This window comes from Bacillus sp. BHET2, assembly GCF_005938125.1.
In the GTDB taxonomy this organism is placed as follows: Bacteria; Bacillota; Bacilli; order Bacillales; family Bacillaceae_B; genus Rossellomorea.
In genome coordinates, this window is record NZ_VCQN01000003.1 from 278,981 (window position 1) to 297,735 (window position 18,755).

Annotated in this window: 16 protein-coding genes and 2 other annotated features; of the genes, 13 read left to right on the forward strand and 3 right to left on the reverse strand. The window is 44.1% G+C overall.

Features of this window, described 5'->3' with window-relative positions:
- The first annotated feature begins 85 nt into the window (after positions 1-85).
- The 13 genes from FGG79_RS13985 (at position 86) to FGG79_RS14040 (ending at position 13,195) form a co-directional block, all read left to right on the forward strand.
- Positions 86-1,825 (forward strand): sensor histidine kinase, encoded by a 1,740-nt coding sequence (locus FGG79_RS13985; protein ID WP_138779346.1) that lies wholly within the window; start codon positions 86-88, stop codon positions 1,823-1,825.
- A complete protein-coding gene (locus FGG79_RS13990; RefSeq protein ID WP_240794285.1) occupies positions 1,822-2,538 on the forward strand; it encodes a LytR/AlgR family response regulator transcription factor in 717 nt (238 codons plus the stop codon). The genes FGG79_RS13985 and FGG79_RS13990 overlap by 4 nt, the downstream gene beginning before the upstream one ends.
- Before the next feature lie 281 nt (positions 2,539-2,819).
- A complete protein-coding gene (locus tag FGG79_RS13995; protein WP_138779348.1) occupies positions 2,820-4,268 on the forward strand; it encodes a carbon starvation CstA family protein in 1,449 nt (482 codons plus the stop codon).
- A gap of 342 nt (positions 4,269-4,610) precedes the next feature.
- The gene (locus tag FGG79_RS14000) at positions 4,611-4,808 is read left to right on the forward strand and encodes a hypothetical protein (protein WP_138779350.1); all 198 of its coding nucleotides are present in this window, start codon (positions 4,611-4,613) and stop codon (positions 4,806-4,808) included.
- A 466-nt stretch (positions 4,809-5,274) separates the two neighbouring features.
- The gene (locus FGG79_RS14005; protein ID WP_138779352.1) at positions 5,275-5,826 is read left to right on the forward strand and encodes a sigma-70 family RNA polymerase sigma factor; all 552 of its coding nucleotides are present in this window, start codon (positions 5,275-5,277) and stop codon (positions 5,824-5,826) included.
- Positions 5,819-6,457 carry a hypothetical protein gene (locus FGG79_RS14010; protein WP_138779354.1) on the forward strand — a complete coding sequence of 213 codons (639 nt, stop codon included), beginning with the start codon at positions 5,819-5,821 and terminating at the stop codon, positions 6,455-6,457. Before FGG79_RS14005 ends, FGG79_RS14010 begins: the two co-directional genes overlap by 8 nt.
- A 52-nt stretch (positions 6,458-6,509) precedes the next feature.
- Positions 6,510-6,759 (forward strand) — a binding site (T-box leader).
- 62 nt (positions 6,760-6,821) lie between these two features.
- Positions 6,822-8,036, forward strand: a complete 1,215-nt coding sequence (locus FGG79_RS14015) for an MFS transporter (RefSeq protein ID WP_138779356.1) — start codon at positions 6,822-6,824, stop codon at positions 8,034-8,036.
- Between the two features lie 27 nt (positions 8,037-8,063).
- Positions 8,064-9,089 carry a hypothetical protein gene (locus tag FGG79_RS14020; RefSeq protein ID WP_138779358.1) on the forward strand — a complete coding sequence of 342 codons (1,026 nt, stop codon included), beginning with the start codon at positions 8,064-8,066 and terminating at the stop codon, positions 9,087-9,089.
- A gap of 19 nt (positions 9,090-9,108) precedes the next feature.
- Positions 9,109-9,621 carry a hypothetical protein gene (locus FGG79_RS14025; RefSeq protein ID WP_138779360.1) on the forward strand — a complete coding sequence of 171 codons (513 nt, stop codon included), beginning with the start codon at positions 9,109-9,111 and terminating at the stop codon, positions 9,619-9,621.
- Between the two features lie 47 nt (positions 9,622-9,668).
- Positions 9,669-9,874 (forward strand) — a binding site (T-box leader).
- Positions 9,875-10,152: 278 nt separating this feature from the next.
- Complete coding sequence (gene proS / locus FGG79_RS14030; RefSeq protein WP_138779362.1) at positions 10,153-11,583, forward strand: proline--tRNA ligase; 1,431 nt, start codon at positions 10,153-10,155, stop codon at positions 11,581-11,583.
- Positions 11,583-12,176 carry a hypothetical protein gene (locus FGG79_RS14035; RefSeq protein ID WP_138779364.1) on the forward strand — a complete coding sequence of 198 codons (594 nt, stop codon included), beginning with the start codon at positions 11,583-11,585 and terminating at the stop codon, positions 12,174-12,176. Before proS ends, FGG79_RS14035 begins: the two co-directional genes overlap by 1 nt.
- A 96-nt stretch (positions 12,177-12,272) precedes the next feature.
- Positions 12,273-12,446 (forward strand): hypothetical protein, encoded by a 174-nt coding sequence (locus FGG79_RS21840; protein WP_171050933.1) that lies wholly within the window; start codon positions 12,273-12,275, stop codon positions 12,444-12,446.
- A gap of 194 nt (positions 12,447-12,640) precedes the next feature.
- Positions 12,641-13,195: a GNAT family N-acetyltransferase gene (locus tag FGG79_RS14040; RefSeq protein ID WP_138779367.1), complete on the forward strand. Its 555-nt coding sequence runs from the start codon at positions 12,641-12,643 to the stop codon at positions 13,193-13,195.
- 181 nt (positions 13,196-13,376) lie between these two features.
- On the opposite strand, the gene FGG79_RS14045 is transcribed toward FGG79_RS14040, so the two are convergent.
- The 3 genes from FGG79_RS14045 to FGG79_RS14055 form a co-directional block, all read right to left on the reverse strand.
- Complete coding sequence (locus tag FGG79_RS14045; protein ID WP_138779369.1) at positions 13,377-15,056, reverse strand: hypothetical protein; 1,680 nt, start codon at positions 15,054-15,056, stop codon at positions 13,377-13,379.
- 259 nt (positions 15,057-15,315) lie between these two features.
- Positions 15,316-16,896, reverse strand: a complete 1,581-nt coding sequence (locus FGG79_RS14050; protein ID WP_138779371.1) for an FMN-binding glutamate synthase family protein — start codon at positions 16,894-16,896, stop codon at positions 15,316-15,318.
- Positions 16,897-16,953: 57 nt separating this feature from the next.
- Positions 16,954-18,675, reverse strand: coding sequence for a pyruvate oxidase (locus FGG79_RS14055; RefSeq protein ID WP_138779373.1), 1,722 nt, complete (start codon positions 18,673-18,675; stop codon positions 16,954-16,956).
- Between the last annotated feature and the right edge of the window lie 80 nt (positions 18,676-18,755).

Here is an 18,755-nt window from a genome sequence, read left to right on the forward strand (position 1 = left end):
TAGGTAAACAAGGGGAAGATTCTATTAAACAACTCGTTTAATAGGTCTTCTTTTTTTATGCATTAAAGAAATCGAGGTGGAGCATATGTTGATAGCGGCGATGGTCGAACGGCTTGGCATCATCGTGACGATTGCCTTTGTCATGACGAGGATCAGCTTCTTCCGTCATTTGATCGAGAAGCGGACCCATGTGAAAAAGAGCCAGACCCTGCTTCTTATTTTGTTGTTTGGTTTTTTTGGGATTGTTGGTACATATACAGGATTGATTGTGAATCCGTTTCAGGAAGAATATACGAAGTGGCAGTGGCATCTTCAGCAAAATGAAGCGATCGCCAACTCCAGGGTGATCGGCGTAGTGGTCGCCGGTTTACTGGGAGGACCGTGGATAGGGCTTGGTGCTGGCTTGGTGGCCGGGATTCACCGATATTTTCTTGGTGGATTCACAGCCTTCTCATGCGGGATCTCCACTGTGTTAGCAGGATTACTTGCAGGTTGGGTCGGGAAGCGTGAAAAAAAGAACAGGCTTGTTTCTCCCCAAAAAGCATTTTTGGTAGGTTTTATCGCGGAAGGTATGCAGATGCTCCTTATTCTTCTGTTATCCAAACCATACGACGAGGCATACTTACTCGTTTCAGATATCGGCTGGCCGATGATTCTTGCAAATGGTATCGGGACTGGTATATTCCTCCTCATTATTAAGAGTGTTTTCTATGAAGAAGAGCGGATGGGCGCAGCACAATCCCAGAAAGCTTTGAGGCTGGCTGATAGTACGGTTAAATATATGCGTAAAGGGCTGAATGTCTCTTCTGCCCAGGCTACATGTGAAATTCTGATGAGAGATGTCAACGCATTGGCGGTATCGATTACGAATACTTCCCATATTCTTGCTCATGTGGGACTGGCTTCGGATCACCATCACGAAGGACGCCCGATTCAAACCGAAGCGACGAAGAAAGTGATCGGAACAGGTGAACTGATGAAAGTAGGGAGAGAGGATATTCAATGCGACCGAAGCGGGTGCCCTTTGGGTGCTGCCATTATGGCCCCTCTTTTAAAAGGCGATGAAATAGTCGGCACACTGAAATTCTATTTTCACTCAGAAAAAGAAATCTCCCCGATCCTGATGGAGCTAACAAAGGGGATTGCCACCCTCCTCAGTCATCAACTGGAACTGGCGGAAATTGATACCCATAAAGAACTTGCAAAAGAGTCGGAAGTGAAAGCACTTCAAGCCCAAATTAATCCCCATTTTCTGTTCAATACTATCAACGTCATTGTGTCTCTTACAAGGATTAATCCGGATAAGGCAAGGACCCTGCTGATCTCCCTTTCCCAGTTCGTCCGCCAAAATCTTACGGGGAGTACGAAATCCACCTCTACACTTAAGGAAGAATGTCAGCATGTAAAATCATATCTAGCCATTGAAGAAGCCCGTTTTTTTGACCGGCTGAAAGTGGTGTATCAGATTGAAGAAGTAGCGTTACAGGCCAAAGTTCCTGCCATTACTCTTCAGCCTCTTGTTGAAAATGCGATTAAGCATGGGATGAAGAATGTAGAGGAGGGGTTTGTGTTGAGGATTTCAATTGGGAGAATTGATCATGAAGTGACCGTTTGTGTGGAGGACAACGGATCTGGAATCCCTGAGAGCAGAATAGAGAATCTTCTGAATGCACCTGTAGAATCACACTCTGGTACGGGAATCGGACTATACAATGTAAATAAGAGATTGGAAATGATGATGGGGAAAGAAGCCGGGCTGTCGATCTCATCATCAACAGGAAGCGGAACCACAGTGAAATTTACCATAAGGAGTGAGAAAGATTGAAAGTCGCCATTATAGATGATGAACCTTATAGCCGCGAGGAGATGAAGCACCTCTTAAGTGGTTACTCTTGGGTGGAGGTTGTGGGAGAAGCAAGCTCAGCGGAAAAAGGATTGGAGCTCATTTTAACGAGCGAACCAGACGTCTTATTTCTGGATATTGAAATGCCGGGGATGAGCGGTGTCGATTTGGCTGAAGCCCTTCAGAAAATGAAACGGAAGCCTGAGGTCGTCTTCGCTACGGCGTATCCTGATTATGCCCTTAAAGCCTTTAGAGTGGAAGCTGTGGATTACTTATTGAAGCCATTTGAGGAAGGCCAGCTAGCCCAAACGATGGAGCGGTTGAAGAATGTGTTGAAGGTGGAAGACAAGGTGCAGTCCTCTTCTATAGGAAAGCTAGCAGTACAGGATGAAGATAAGATTGTTTTTATCAGCCCTAAAGAGATTCAATATATTTACCGGGAAGAGCGGGAAACCTTTATCTGCACGGAAAAAAAGAAGTACACGTGCCGGTTGCCAATAAAGGATTTGGAAACGAAACTAAGTACGTATCCGTTCTTCCGCGTTCACAAAAGCTATCTTGTGCAGCTTCCATTTGTAGAAGAACTGATCCCGTGGGGAAGCGGCGTGTATCAATTGAAGGTCCATGGCGCGGATGAAGCGATTCCTGTGAGCAGGAATTATGTGAAGGAACTGCGTGAGCGGTTGGAGCTGTAGAATGTACCAGGTACGAAGAGTCAGATTTGTACCTGGTACATTTTTTGGTTTGTGTGCCAGGTACTCAATGCTGAATGGGTGCCAGGTACCAATCGGCCTTTCAGTGCCAGGCACCAGCACTGCCTTTTGTACCTGACATCGACCTTTCCCCCTGCACGTCAATCACCACTTATTACATCTCAACCCAGATTTACGACATCTTAAACAAAATGTGACGAAACGGTGAATAGGATTGCTATAATGAAAGCGTATTCATAACTGAACGAAAGGGGATCATATACATGGTCACATTTCTAGTCGCAATTGTTGTCTTAATTATTGGGTATTTCACATATGGAAAATTTATAGAAAAGATTTTTGGTGTTAATGAAAAACGTTCGACGCCTGCGTATGCAAAGGCTGATGGAGTGGATTACGTGCCTATGGACACGAAACGGAACTCCTTGATCCAACTATTGAATATCGCCGGTGTAGGACCTATATTCGGTCCGATCATGGGGGCGTTGTACGGACCGGTTGCTTTTCTTTGGATCGTACTCGGTGCGATTTTTGCCGGTGCAGTACATGATTACTTAACGGGAATGATTTCGATCCGAAACGGAGGAGCTCATTTACCGGAGCTTGCAGGAAGATTCCTTGGTAAGACGATGAAGCATGTGGTGAACGCATTCTCGATTCTTTTACTAGTACTAGTAGGAACGGTATTTGTGACAGCACCAGCAGCCTTGATCGCAAATTTATCACCAGCCTGGATTTCATTAGGCGTGATCATTGCAGCGATTTTTATTTACTACATTGTCGCAACTCTTTTACCGATTGATAAAATTATCGGTAAAGTATATCCGCTTTTCGGAGCATTGCTATTAATCAGTGCAGTAGGAATCGGAGCAGGATTAGTGATTACAGGTGCAGATATTCCTGAGATTTCATTAACGAATATGCACCCTGACTCAGTGGCGATCTTTCCTCTATTATTCTTGACGATTTCATGTGGGGCACTGTCAGGGTTCCATGCAACACAATCACCGATTATCTCAAGAACGACTCAAAACGAAAAGAATGGACGTAAAATCTTCTACGGTATGATGATTTTAGAAGCCATCATTGCAATGATCTGGGCGGCAGCAGCGATGAGCCTGTTTGAACCAGGTGAACTGAATGCCATCTTAAAAGAAGGTGGACCAGCAGCAGTCGTAAGTGAAGTATCGGTTCTGATGCTTGGATCGATTGGTGGAACACTTGCGATCCTTGGTGTTATCATTCTTCCAATCACATCTGGCGATACATCATTCCGAAGTGCACGTATGATCATTGCTGACTACATCAAAGTAGGTCAAGTGAAAATCTCCAGCCGTCTTTGGATCGCCATTCCACTGTTTGTCATTTCAGTCGTGTTGACACGTATGGACTTTAATCTATTATGGAGATACTTCTCTTGGGCAAACCAATCAACCGCAATGATTGCTCTTTGGGTAGGTGCTATGTATCTTGGACTGCAAAAGAAACCACATTGGGTCGCAACGATTCCTGCCATCTTCATGACCATGGTGACGTTCACGTATATCCTGAGCGCTCCAATTGGATTCGGACTTTCAATGGGCACGGCATATTTTGGCGCAGCAGTCGTAACCATTGCAGCTATACTGGCTTTTATCTATACGTTAAGAAAGCGCTTAAACGATGGGACCGTCATTCAAGTCGACGAAGAGGTATCACAGCCAGCAGCATAAATGGAGAGTTTTCCGGTAATTACCGGGAAACTCTTTTCTCTTTTTGCACAAAATAAGAGTGGTTCACAAACCAGGTTTTCTTGATAGCGACTAATATTTAGGAGTGATTCAGCATGACAAAGAAAACAAAAAAAGACGGCGGTACCAAGCAAAACGGTAAGCACAAACCGACACAAAAAACATCCGGTTCAGCAAACGGACAAAATGGGTACCACTAAAAACAATCGCCAATCCATTATGGGTTGGCTTTTTTATTTGAGGAACGCAGATGTTTTATCTGGAATGTTGTATTATAATAAGAGTAGTTTCAAAAATTTTGCAATCTCAAAAGGAGATCCCATTATGTCGAATAATGATCAACAAATACAGCCAGAAAAGAAAAAAATTAGCCTTCAAGAAGCAATGAAACAACAGCTTGCCAAGAAGAAAGAAGCTCAATCAGGCGGTAAACAATCAACAGGCGGAGTTGCCTCTAACCAACGCATGCAAAGTCAACAAACGAAGAAGCCTAGCAATACTCGTCGTAAGATGGGAAGCTAAAGAAAGTGGAGCGCTCGGTATGGAGAGTGCTCTTTTTTTGTGGATTGAATCAAGGACGGTTTTGTGTGTGCGCGAAATTTGTCGTTATTTGCGGAATGGCAGATATATTGTGAATATGGCAGATGAAATGAAAAAACGGCAGATAAAAATTGAAAATGGCACGTAAATCTTCAGAATGACAGATAAACTTTATCGGGCTGGCACCAAGTCCGAATTGGCCTGTGGAAAGTGTCGTCTTTTGATGAGCGGTCGATAAATCTCTATAACGGTCGATATAATCCTATGGCGGTAGATAAATCCCTATGGCGGTAGATATAATCCCATGTCGGTCTATAAATCTCCATAACGGTTGATAAATCTAACATCTGGCCCCACCCCAACCCCCAATCAAAATCCACTCCCGAAAAAAAATCAAACCTTTTCCCCTCGACAATCGTCAAAGTATTAGAAAAGAGGTGATCATCCTTTGAATGACGACCAGGCATATGATATCACTCTTTCGAAGGACGACATTCTGGAAGAAGCGATGAGTCAATATGGGAAAGAAGTGTTATATATCGCCTATTCCTATGTGAAGGATTACAGTGTAGCAGAAGATATAGCCCAAGAAGTGTTTGTCAGGTTTTATCAGCGATATGAATCATTTCGAAATGAATCCTCTTTGAAGACCTGGATCATTCGGATTGCGATCAATCAGAGCAAAGATCATCTCAAGAAGTGGGAAACGAGGAAGCTTACTTTTACGAATAAACTACATGACATCATCCATCCGGGAAAGAATGATGGACCGGAAACTGAAATCATACATAAGGAAACGGGCAGGGAGCTGCATAAGAATTTATTGTCACTGCCCATCAAATACAGGGAAATCCTCTTTCTGTATTATTATGAAGAACTGAAAATCTCGGAGATTTCCGATTGTTTGGATATCAACATCAACACGGCTAAAACGAGATTGAAAACAGGGAAAGAGAAACTACAAAAAATGTATCCAAAAGGGGTGCATCACGATGGATAGGGAGCTTCAGCGACAGATTAGGAAAATGACCGATGAAGGATTACAAGGATTCGATTTTAACAACAGAATGAAGGATACGGTCAGGAATAGAGTAGCCGATGAGAAACCGAAAAGGGAGTATCGCCGCAGGTGGTACGCACCGCTGATCAGTTTTATGATCATACTCCTCTTCGTATTTGTGTTTGCAGTTGTGAAGGGGGAGCAATGGGGATTTCTTGGGAACGAGAAGCTGAGTGGTTTCTTTACAAATAAGTCTAATTTTGATGTGGAGATCCGTTACGACGGAGGGATGACCATCAGCACCTTTTCGGACGCAATTATAAGTGAGGAAGGGGAGAAAAGGGAGTTAAATTTCTCAAAGGAGGAAATGAACGAGATTTACACAAAATTGGAGACCATGAATTTCAAAGAAGATAAACATCTTTCAAATGGGGAAAAATGTTCTATTCAACCGAGTCAGAACTTTGTGATGAAAATCAGAATGAACCGGGATACCTATGAGTACCGGTTTGTGGATTGCAATACAACAGCAGATGGCAGGGAACTCGATGAACTCCGTGAACTTATCATGAGCATCATCAAACGAAAGTCCGATTATGAAGATTTGATTAAACAGAAACTGATTATCTGAATTTTATGTTTACTTTCAAACTTAACCGTGTTACCATAATAAAAATTTCAACTAAAATGCCATGAAGAGAAGAGTAAATATCCAGATTTCTTTACCAGAGAGCTCCGGTAGCTGAAAAGGGGCAAGAAGGAAGGTATTGAACCAAGACTCTGAGCAGTACACCGGAACCGGTTGGGGATGGTGTGACGGGAGCTCCCGTTAGCGAGCTAGGGTATAAGCCTATTGGCCGTACCTGAAAAGGTTAGTATGGCGACATACTAACGAACTGGGGTGGCACCGCGATATCGAATCTCGCCCCCAAGACCAACGTCTTGGGGGTGGGATTTTTTTGTTTCTCAAATGAAATCGCGGGGAGGAAGAACGAATGAGTAAGTGGAAGTATCCTTTATTATTGCTATCAGGAATCGGGATTTCGAATATAGGAGGATGGATTTATTTAATCGCCCTCAATTTGATTGTGCTGGATGAATGGAGATCGCCGCTTGCGGTGGTGATGTTATATGTAATGAAGCCAGTTGCTGCCCTGTTGACGAATGCCTGGGCGGGGAGTGTGATTGACCGGGTCGATAAGCGAAATCTGATGGCTGCTCTCGATTTTTCCAGGGCCGTATTGATTGGGGTATTACCTTTTCTGTCGTCAGGTTGGTGGATGTATGTGGTGGTGTTGGTCATCAATATGGGTAGCGCCATTTTTTATCCGGCTTCCATGAGCTATATCACGGCATTCATTCCGAAAGAGAACAGACAGCGTTTCAATGCGATGCGGGGATTGATTGGATCAGGTGCATTTCTCATCGGACCAGGAGTGGCGGGACTGATGTTTATGATGGGGACCCCGACCTTTGCCTTATACATGAATGCTCTCGCTCTGCTTCTATCAGGGGTGATCACGCTCTTTTTACCTAAGATTGAAAATAAGGCTTCCGTTAGAGCATTTGATACCAAATGGGAGATCATCAAGGGGGACTGGCAAGTGGTGCGGATCTTTAGCAGGCGCTCTACCTATGTGATGACCTTGTACGTTTTGTTCATCTGCATGTTAGTGATGACGGCTGCAATCGATTCCCTGGAAGCCGCTTTTTCAAAAGAGGTGCTTCATCTCTCGAATAGTACGTACGGATACCTTGTGAGTATTGCAGGAGGAGGGTTTGTACTGGGCTCGATTTTGAATACGGCCCTTTCCCACAAACTCCATCATATGCACCTAATGGGAGTTGGTTCTTTGATCGTTTCTCTTGGGTATATCCTCTATTCTTATTCATCAGGTTTCTCCGTCGCAGCGATCGGGTTTGCTCTATTATCCTTCGCATTAGCATTTGCGACGACAGGATTTGAAACCTTCTATCAAGAACATATTCCCGTTGAAATAATGGGGCGTGTAGCCAGTATATATGGACTCTTGGAGGGAGTACTGGTCATTCTTTCGACGGTGCTCATTGGAGTGGTGGCAGAAGTGATATCGATCCGTTTCATAGTGGCATCAGGGTCGATGGTTATGCTCGCGATCACGGTGGTTTTGTGTATATGTTCGATGAATAAAAATTGGGAAAAACAGTATTCTGAATGTTATAATAAATAAAAAGAGCTCATAAAGGGGGGTTCGCAGATGAAGATGACAATGGATCAGTACTGGGATCAATGGGAAGAGTTGATGAACCAGGAGGAAGCAAGTTTTGAAAAGTGGAACGGTTTGGAAGATCTATTGTTCATAGCGCAAAAAGAAGGGGATCTCTACAAAGAATTCTGCTGCCGTTTCGGGATTATGAGAACGGTCAACTACCTTGGTGAATATGAAGAGTTATTTGATCATTTTGAGTGGTGCAACGGCTTTTTTTTAGATAATGAAGAGAATTTGCAGGAGTGGGTTGAAAGCTTCTTCTGGATCTATAAATGGATGGCAGAGCATATGGTGAAAATGCCCGTGATCAGTATGGAAATGATAGATTCCTTTTTCAATGACTTTAAAGATGCATATGACCGATATGGCTATAGCCTCCGTCCCTATTATCAGCACCAGCATAAAATGGCATTGAAAACAGGGAACCTGGAATATGCAGAAATTTATTACCAAAAATGGATAGAGGCTGAAAGGGATGCACTTGCGGACTGTGAAGCATGTGAGTATCAGACACAGCTGGAGTATTTCTATATTACGGGAGAGAAAGAGAAAGCCGCACCCATCGAAAAGCTGCTATTAACGAAAGAAGTGACATGCGGTGAAATTCCCCATCTAACCTATAGTAAGCTGCTCCTTCCCTATTATGAAGATGGACGGATCGAGGAAGCTGAACGGTACCAATCAGAGGGATACTTTTTCATTTATGATAAGCCACACTTCTTAGTGGAGGCATCTGAACATATCCGTTTCCTCGCATTGACGGAACCGGTCAGGGGAATCAAGGTGTTGGAGCGGCATATTGAGTATGCTGATAGTGCTAAAGACCCTTATGGGATGTTCTATTTTTATATGAGTGCAATCGTGCTTCACAGTAAGCTTGTGGAAGCTGGTCATCGTCCGGGATTTGCGGTTGACGTGATGAGTGAGATTGCAGAGGAAATTGCCGAGGATTTCGATGCAAGGAATGGGAATGATTTTTTTAGTCGGGAAGTGGAGAGGTTTTATGGGATTTAGGTAGAAGGGGGACATCGTAATGAAGAGAAGTGCTTTTCTCATTATTCTTTGTATCTTTTCTTTATTTGCCTGCAGCAGTCAAGACTCAAGGGAATGGTTCGAGACGAAGGAAGAGGCCGTTGATCATGGGATACGAACTTCTGAAAGCGGTAGTCCCCTCAAACAACTTTCGATGGAAGAGTATCAAGGGGAAACGATTGTATTCTATGATTATGCAGGAAGTTTAGGTGTTGCGAGTATATCCAAGAGCACAAAAGGATATAGCTGGTATCGATCGAATCCCTATTTTGGATTTGAAAGTGATGGGGAAATGAGTTACTCCACAGCAGGATTTGTGCTTGAAACCGAGAGCGGGGTAAAGATTCCGATCTTGTATGGGAAAGCCATTGATCCGAGTATTGAAAAGATGAAGGTTTTCGGGGACGGACCTTCAAGAGATCTTGAAATCTCCAAACATGCGCGTTTTTATTATATGATCCATGAAGCAGACTATGATCAGCTCGAGATCACGCCTGTAAGATTCGGAGAATAAAATACAATTGACACCCCCATCAAATCTCTATATAATCATCTAAAATATATGAAACATTGCCGAGGATCAGTAAAAGGATCTTGTCTTTTCAGAGAGGGAGCTAACTTGGTGAAATGCCCCCATTGATAAACCTTTGAACCTGCCTCTAAGTTCTGTATCGAATGAAGATATCAGCGGTCCGATACCGTTATCATGGAATGAGTGTAAAGCTTTGCTTTGAATCAGGGTGGTACCGCCAGAAATGGTCCCTGATGAGAAGCAGGGCTTTTTTTGTTTTATGGGTTACATTTTGAACAAAGGAGGATTTCCTGTTGGATTTGTGATCTGTCGGGAAAAAGTGGATCGCCGTTATATTTGCGAGTTCGCCGATAAAAATGGAATTTCGCCGTTATATTCGTGATTTCGCCGATAAAATTGAAATATCGCCGTTAAACGTAGAATTTCGCCGATAACCCAAACCCCTAAGTCCCAAATCCGATAATATCAAAACACCAACCTAAATCCAAATCAACTAAAAATGAGGTGCTCAACATGGCAAAGGAATTTGTGAAAGATATAACGGGCATGGAGGATGACTTCGCCCAGTGGTATACCGATGTTGTCACGAAGGCTGAGCTGATCGATTACTCAAGTGTCCGAGGGTCGATGATCATTAGACCCTATGGATATGCACTGTGGGAGAATATCAAGAATGCTCTTGATACTAAATTGAAAGAAACCGGGCATGAAAATGTGTATATGCCATTGTTCATTCCAGAAAGCCTGCTGCAACGTGAGAAAGATCATATCGAAGGATTTGCTCCAGAAGTTGCCTGGGTGACACATGGCGGGGAAGAAGAGCTTGAAGAACGACTTTGTGTGCGTCCGACGTCAGAAGTGTTGTTTGGTGAACATTATAAAAACATCATTCACTCCTACCGTGATTTGCCTAAATTATATAATCAATGGGCCAATGTGGTTCGCTGGGAAAAGACGACCCGACCCTTTCTCCGAACATTGGAATTCCTTTGGCAGGAGGGACATACATGTCATGAAACCGATCAAGAGGCTCATGATGAAACGGTGAAGATGCTCGAGGTATACGCGGGGCTTTGCGAAGAATTGCTTGCGATCCCGGTCGTCAAAGGTCAGAAAACGGAGAAAGAGAAGTTTGCCGGTGCGAAATATACGTACACGATCGAGAGTCTGATGCATGACGGGAAAGCACTTCAGTCTGGTACTTCCCATCATTTAGGAGACGGATTCGCGAAAGCATTTGGTATTCAATTCACAGACCGGTTTGGTGCGCTTCAGCATGTGCAGCAGACATCATGGGGGTTCACGACCCGTATCATCGGGGCCATGATCATGGTTCACGGTGATGACAGGGGTCTGGTGGTTCCACCGAAGATTGCGCCTACTCAGCTGATGATCGTCCCGATTGCCCAGCATAAGGCAGGGGTCCTGGATTTTGCCTATTACCTGAAAAATAAATTGGCATCAATAGCTCGTGTCGACATCGATGCCAGTGATAAGAAGCCTGGTTGGAAGTTTAATGAATATGAAATGAAGGGGATCCCACTTCGCCTGGAAGTAGGTCCACGGGACATCGAGAACGGGCAGTTTGTACTTGCAAGGCGTGATACCGGAGAGAAAATCCCTGTTTCACTGGGTGAACTTGAGGGGGAAGTGACAGAACTTCTCCAGGATATCCAGGACCATTTACTTAAAAAAGCAAGGGCTCACCGTGATGAAAAGACGTCGGTTGTGACAACCTTCGAAGAATTTAAAAGGACTATAAGTGAAAAAGCTGGATTCGTCAAAGCAATGTGGTGTGGTGATCGTGCGTGTGAAGACAAGATCAAGGAAGAAACGAGTGCTACCTCCAGATGCATGCCTTTTGAGCAAGAAAAGATATCCGATGCATGTGTGTGCTGTCAGCGAGTTGCGAAACATCTGGTGTATTGGGCGAAGGCATATTGATGAAAGCGAGAAGCATCCTGATTTTGTCAGTCATAAGTAGTGTTCTGATGATTGGGTTGGCCATTTTTCAATGGCATCTCGTCGAAATCTTGACACCATTTCTCATGCCGTTCCTCTGGCTTGCGGCGGGAGGGTATTTTCTTGTAGTTGCCGTATTTTCTATCATTGCCCTTTTGAAAAGATGGGACTGGAAACCTATACTCATTCAAGTCATCACAGTTCTATTGCTATTCTTTTTTCCGTTCACAAAGATAGTATTGGACATAGATTTCAAAATGAATAAGGTGGAACGTGAGGTGGTGGTTGAAAAAGTGGAGAGAGGAAAACTCGTGCCAAACGTCTTACACAATGATTCGCTCATACACCTCCCGGATGAATATGACGAGCTGACTAAAGGTGGAGGAGATATTGTGGTGGAAAAGAGGGGAAGCGATACGATGATTCTCTTCTATACGTTCTGCGGGGTCCTGGATAACTTCTCTGGATTTGTTTATTCCTCATCAGGTGCAAAACCTCGTTCAGGGGATTTTGGAGGGGACTTTATAGAAGTCGAGAAGCTAGATGGACACTGGTATATAGTCGCTTCGAGGTGAGGAAGGGACTTTCGAACCTTTCCCGAGTTTTTCTTGCCAAAGCCTTCTTTTTCCCGTGTTTGATTAATAAACATAGGTAAAGGAGGCATTGATTATATGGATGTTGGTCTCATCATCATTTTATTTATGGTCTTCGTGGGAATCAGCCTTTGGGTCGTACATTCCAAGCTAAACCGGATCACCGAGCATGTGCAGCAGCTGGATGAAGAATATTTGTCCGATGAGCAGATCGAGAAGGAATTAGAGGAAGAATGGAATAGAGATAAGTAGCAGTGAAGGCGTTTCTCGGCAGAGGAGCGCCTTCCGTTTATTTGAAAAAGACTATCATTCTATTAGATGGGTTGGTACTATTAAACTGATAAGATGGTCGGAGGTGAGGGGCGTTTCGCTGCCCATCGATCTCCTTAGCCGTTGGAAGAAACGAAATGGAAAAAGAGAGATATACATAAGGGAGGGCGTGTAGAATGAAGCACAAGGACTTAATCATAGAGACACCCCGACTAGTGATCAGACCCTTCGTGAACAAGGATTACGATAACTGGATAAGGGAACATTTGAACAGGCTCCCATCTCAGCATAAATACGATGTCGGCTATCAGGAAATGAGCGAGTGCACGGAGTTGTGGTTCAGGGACATGCTGAAGAAGCATGATGAAATGATTGATGGGGATCAAGTTTATATCCTGGGAATCTTCTTGAAAGAAGGTCCTAACATCGGGACTATTGATTTCTCTACCCTCATGAGATACAACTTTAATTGGGGAAGAGTCGGTTACACCATTCACAACCGTAATTGGAACCGAGGATACGGGAAGGAAGCGGTGAAGGCTGCTATTCAACTAGCTTTTGTGAAATTAAATTATCACCGTATTGAAGCTCATATCAATCTTGATAATACGGCCTCGATTAGGCTTGCTGAAAGTGTCGGTATGCAGTATGAGTGCACAAGGAAAGGATTTATTTATGAGTTTGGGAAGTGGACGGATAATCTGGTGTATTATGTGAATGCTGGGGAGTAGCCTTAGTCCTTTATTAAATGAAAAGCATCCCGAATACTAAAGTGATGACTATTCGATCAAATGAAATTTTACGAAATTCTTAATCGATGCTGATGGAGCAGAATATTGAAAAGCTGTTAGAGGCAGTCACTGGATAAAAGGAAGGCGGAAATCACCTATGTGATTTCCGCCTTCCTATTTTTTATAATCCGTCAATCGTCATTTCTTTCACAGGCAGGAATGCTTCGCCTGTATCCATATACTTAATATTTACCTTATCATTTTCCTTTAAGTAAATCGCAAGTAGGTTATTTTCAGAAGAGACAATAAAGTTTTTCCCGTTATCAAGTAGGAACGATACAACTGTGTAGTCACCAGATTTTTCTTTGTATACACGGACGACCTTACCGCTTGCTTGCTTTTCCTCGGCTTTCGAGCTTCCGTCAACACTTCCGCCACCTCGTTGAAGAGCGGTTTTGTATTGCTTCAATGCCTGGTTAGGTGTGTTGGCATAGGCTGATATTTCTGGATTGGCAGCTGAGACGATGAAATAGTTTTGTAAGAAACCATTTGCATCGAGCACAGGAGTCAGCCAGCTTGCTTCACCGTAGAAATTATACAGAACAGGCATTTCCCCGTCCCATTTCTTTTCGATGAACCTCTTCTGGATGATTTGCAAGGCACCTTGGGAATCCATGTATGATTCTTCCAGGTTTCCAGTGTAGAATGTGGATTCTCCTGTACGCGAGTTCGTTAAGGAATAACCAAGCATGGAATCGACGCCTTCTTTTGGCGAAGTGAAATCGGTGAAGTAATACATGTCACCATTTTCGTCAAAAATAGGGCTAACATTCGCTTCCGTTCCTTCATCTGAAGGAAGCTTCACGTCAGATTTACCGAAGCGGCTGTTCCAGAATCCTTTCACGTAGTTGCCGAAATAGCTGTTTTGAAGGCTCACTGTCTCAGGTGAGACCGCACCATCGATGAATGCAGGAACGTCGTCTATCTTATAGGAGTTGGTTTTACCGGATTTAGGATCGACCATGACGATCCCTTTCACAACAAACCCGTTACGGGCCGAAATGAAATTTCCGTATGTCTGGATATAGAAAGGTTTTCCTTCGTCATCAATTTCAAGTTGGACATCACCGTTGAAAATTTTCTTTGGAAAATTCAAACGAATATGACGCTCGACCTTTTTGTTGAAGAAAGCAGAAGGTGTGAAAACCATTGTTTCTTTGATGAATTTAGGGTTTGCGTTTGAATCCGTGGCACTCAGCTTGAAGTATCCAGGAGTTTCATCCCCCTTGAACCATTTAAAAAAGCCGGAGAATTCAACAGGAGCAATGTACACATACTCACCGTCCACCTTTTGGATCTGCAAGTTTCCTAGCTCATAATAACTTGTATTCGGCACCTGGCCAAAGGCTTTCTTCATTTTATTGCGGGCAAATTGTGGAGGGACGCTTGCCGGCGTTTCCTTTTCATCAAAGGCTTGAATCTCCGTTTTGACATCCATTTTAGCCGATTCGAATTTTTCATCGGCATTGAAGACAAAGGCTGTCATGAAGTAAGCACCTATGAAGAGACTTGCCAGAAACAATCCACCTTTCGCCATACGCTCTTTACCTGTTGCAAGTGTTGCCCCAAACCCTGAAGCAATAATCAGTAAGATCCACATGCTCGTGAAATTCTGATCAAGATTTGTAAGATAATAGAAGATGAATACCACAAGTGTGGTAATTAGAAGGGTTGCCCCGAATAGAGCTGAGAATGAAGGATACCCCTCTTTTTTATTTTGTTTTTTCATGATGGTTATCGGTACGAGCAAGAGTGCCATAACTAATCCGACAATCACTGAAAATAGTAATATGTTTCCCATAGTGTTCCCCTTTCAAGGTTGTGATTCTGTTTATAGTGTATATACGGATGAGGGGGCAGGGAGGTTTCAATTGTTTTTATTGGGAGTGTATTTGGTTTGATTGCGCACTTGATCGGAATGTTGTTAGTGTCGAGAATTGTAGAATGGCAGATAAAACCGGAATATGGCAGATAAATCTCCAGAATGGCAGATAAAAATGAAGCATGGCAGGGGTAAAGCAAAAACAAGCAACCGATCCTGAATCGGTTGCTTGTTTCCTCTAAGATAGGGCATTTTCCGGCTTGATAGGATGCAAGCGCCCTTTTTCATCCCGGAATACGATGTGTTCCCGGCCGAATTTGGTCGGTGTATCGATTCCTGCTGCAGCGGCAAGGTTATAGAGGCCTTCACGAAGAGAAATGATGTAATTGCAGACACGGAAAGCTTTCTCTTCCACGATAAGTGCTCGCTGAAGTTTGTCATCAGTCGTTGCAACGCCGACCGGGCAATTATTTGTATGACAGACTTGGGCTTGGATGCAGCCAACAGAGAACATCAAACCACGGGCGATGTTGACAAAGTCGGCTCCCAGTGCGAGGGCGAACGCGATTTTATCGGGAGTCAATAGTTTCCCTGATGCAAAGATTTTCACCTTGTCCCGGACACCGTATTTTACCAAAGTATCATGGAGGAAAGGGAGGGCCGATTTGATCGGAATTCCGGCAGATGCAGCCAATTCCTGATAGGATGCTCCTGTTCCCCCTTCTCCACCGTCCACTGTGATGAAATCTGGATGTTTTCCTGAAGTGGTCATGTAGGAGGCCAGGCTTTCAATATCATGGGTGTTACCAACGACCAGCTTGATGCCGACAGGTTTACCTCCCACTTCCCGGAGTTGTTCGATGAAGTCTAGCATTTGTTCGTTGCTATTGAATTCCTTGAATCGGTTGGGACTATCGATTGATTTCCATGGTTCAACGTTTCGGATATTGGCGATTTCAGGTGTCACTTTCTTTCCGTCCACGTGACCGCCACGGGTTTTTGCACCTTGGGCAAGCTTCAACTCAAAGGCTTTTACTTCGTTTATTTCACTCTTTTTCTTGAATTCTTCCCAGGAGAATTCTCCGTCTTTCGTTCTGACACCGAATAAACCTGGACCGATTTGACAAATGATGTCGACACCGCCTTTGAGGTGATGCTTGGATAATCCACCTTCTCCTGTGTTCATCCACGAACCGGATGCCTGGTTTAAGCCTGTGGAAAGGGCAGTGATGGCTGCTTCACCGAGAGAGCCGTAGCTCATGGCAGATTGACCGACCAGTCCTTTTACTTGAAAAGGATGTTTGCAAGTGTCTTTCCCGATAACCGGAGCATCCTCGCCTTTCAGGAGAAAGGGATTTTCTTCTGTTTCTTCTCGGTGTTCCCTGCGGCTGAACAAATTATCTTTATCCAACTTGTAGACTTTTGTTTTTACTTGTTGTGAGTTGTCGATGCGAAGTTCGTCTCTTTGGACTGGGAACAGCGTATTGCGAATATAATATCCCTCTTTTTCAAAATCTCGCTCAGATCCGAAACCGAGCATTCGGGATTTATATTTTCCAGCAAGAACGGTGTTTTGGTACTCGACTCTTGAAAAGGGCTTTCCTTCATTATCATTATGAAAAAGGTATTGTCTGAGTTCAGGACCGACCTTCTCTAAAATGTATCTCATCCTTCCCAAAATCGGAAAGTTCCTTAGCACCGCATGCTCTTTTTGTTTTTCGTCTGTCAGCCATAAGCGTAAAACCAGAGCAGCAGGAATTAGGAGTGCGAGGACAATGATAACGAGGAGAATCCATTGAATGATGGATATGCTATTCATATTCATTCCTCCATTTGTTAAGCAAGCCGTTCCATCCTGGAACGGCTTGCTTTCTTGTTAAAATAGTCGTTTTAATGCTTTCCGTAATGGAGGCATTTCGACCTCATGCTTTTTGAAGAATTTCTTCATGACGTGCTTGGAGTAGCCTGTAGCCTGCTCAAAATTGATCTTCCCGGGCAGGGGCGGCTGGTCTTCGATCACGCAATCAATGATGACCGGTTTATTGGATTTCGAAGCCATTTCAAAAGCAGGCTGCAAGTCCTCATGCTTGAGGACACGATATCCTTCTCCACCACAAGCTTTGGCAAATTGAGCAAAATCGATGTCCTGGAGATCAGTTTCATATTCCAGGTGACCGATCGATTCCTGCTCATATTTGATCATACCGATCTTTCGGTTGTTTAAAATCACGACGATGATCGGGAGCTTGTATTTCACAGCTGTGACGAAATCATGCATCACCATGGTAAAGCCTCCGTCACCGCACACGGCAATCGCCTGACGTTCAGGCTCGGCAATGCCGCTTGCGATGGCGCCGGGAAGGCCGCAACCCATTGTAGCCATCCAGCTCGAGACGATCATCTTCTGATTCGTGATCTTGAAGTGCCTGGCGGTCCATACGGTTACATTTCCGACATCGACGGATAGGGTCGCATCATCAGCTGCAATCTTCTGAAGAGCCCCTATGACTTGAGGTGGTTTGATAGGCGTCGTTACCTCGACTTCGTCTTTTTCGATATGCTTCCACCAGTTCTTCATATTGGTCTGGCACTCTTCCAAAAATGATCTGTCATCCTTGGTAGGAAGCTGTTGATTCCAATGCTTTAACACAAGATTTGAATCCCCGACGATGCCGACAGAAACAGGGTACCGTTTCCCAATTTGAGCTGGGTCTGCATCAATCTGAACAGCCGGTGTATCATCTGGAAGAAAGTCACGGTAAGGGAATGAAGTCCCGATCATGATGAGCAGATCAGCTTCTTCCATAGCTTCATACGCAGGCTTCGTTCCAATTTGACCGAGCTGCCCAAGATTATGGGGATGCTTGTCAGGGAAAATACCTTTGGCCGGAAGCGTAAAGATAACCGGTGCCGCGATCTTTTCAGCGAAGGCCTCTAATTCCTTGGCTGCATGCTTGCTCCCTGTACCTGCTAGGATGACCGGTCGTTTCGCTTTATGTACGTATTCCATCCCGGTCTTCACATCTTGATCCATGGGAGCGGCGATCGTAGCAGAAGGAATGCTGGATGTATCCTTCACAGCGTCCTTGATCTTTTGCCCCGGCATATCGTCAGGAATGATCAATACGGAGACACCTTTTTTTGCATAAGCGGTTCGGATTGCCTGATTCATAAGATTGGGAAGGGACTCTGGAGAAGAGACACGCTCACAATATACGGAAACATCTGCAAATAGGCGGTCTAAATGAACCTCCTGAAATGAATCCATCCCAAGCTCTTCCGTTGACACCTGCCCTGCTAAAACCAAAACGGGAGCCCCATCTGCCTTCGCATCATACAAACCATTTAAAAGATGGACGGCTCCTGGTCCGCCAATAGACAAACAAACTCCAATATTCCCTGTGAGCTTCGCATATGATGAGGCAGCGAGTGCTCCGACTTCCTCATGTCTAACCTGAATAAAGTCAATTTCCTCTTTTTCACTCCGTAATACATCGACAAAGTGATTAATCGAATCACCGGGTAGTCCAAACACATGCTTAATTTTCCATTGTTCCATTATATCGGCAACTGCCTGGCCAGCGAGTTTATGTGCCATAGTTGAACCTCCTTATAGTTGTATAGTGATTTTTACCACTGTTGGTGATTTATTAAACGTTTGGGAGTATGTTTAGATGA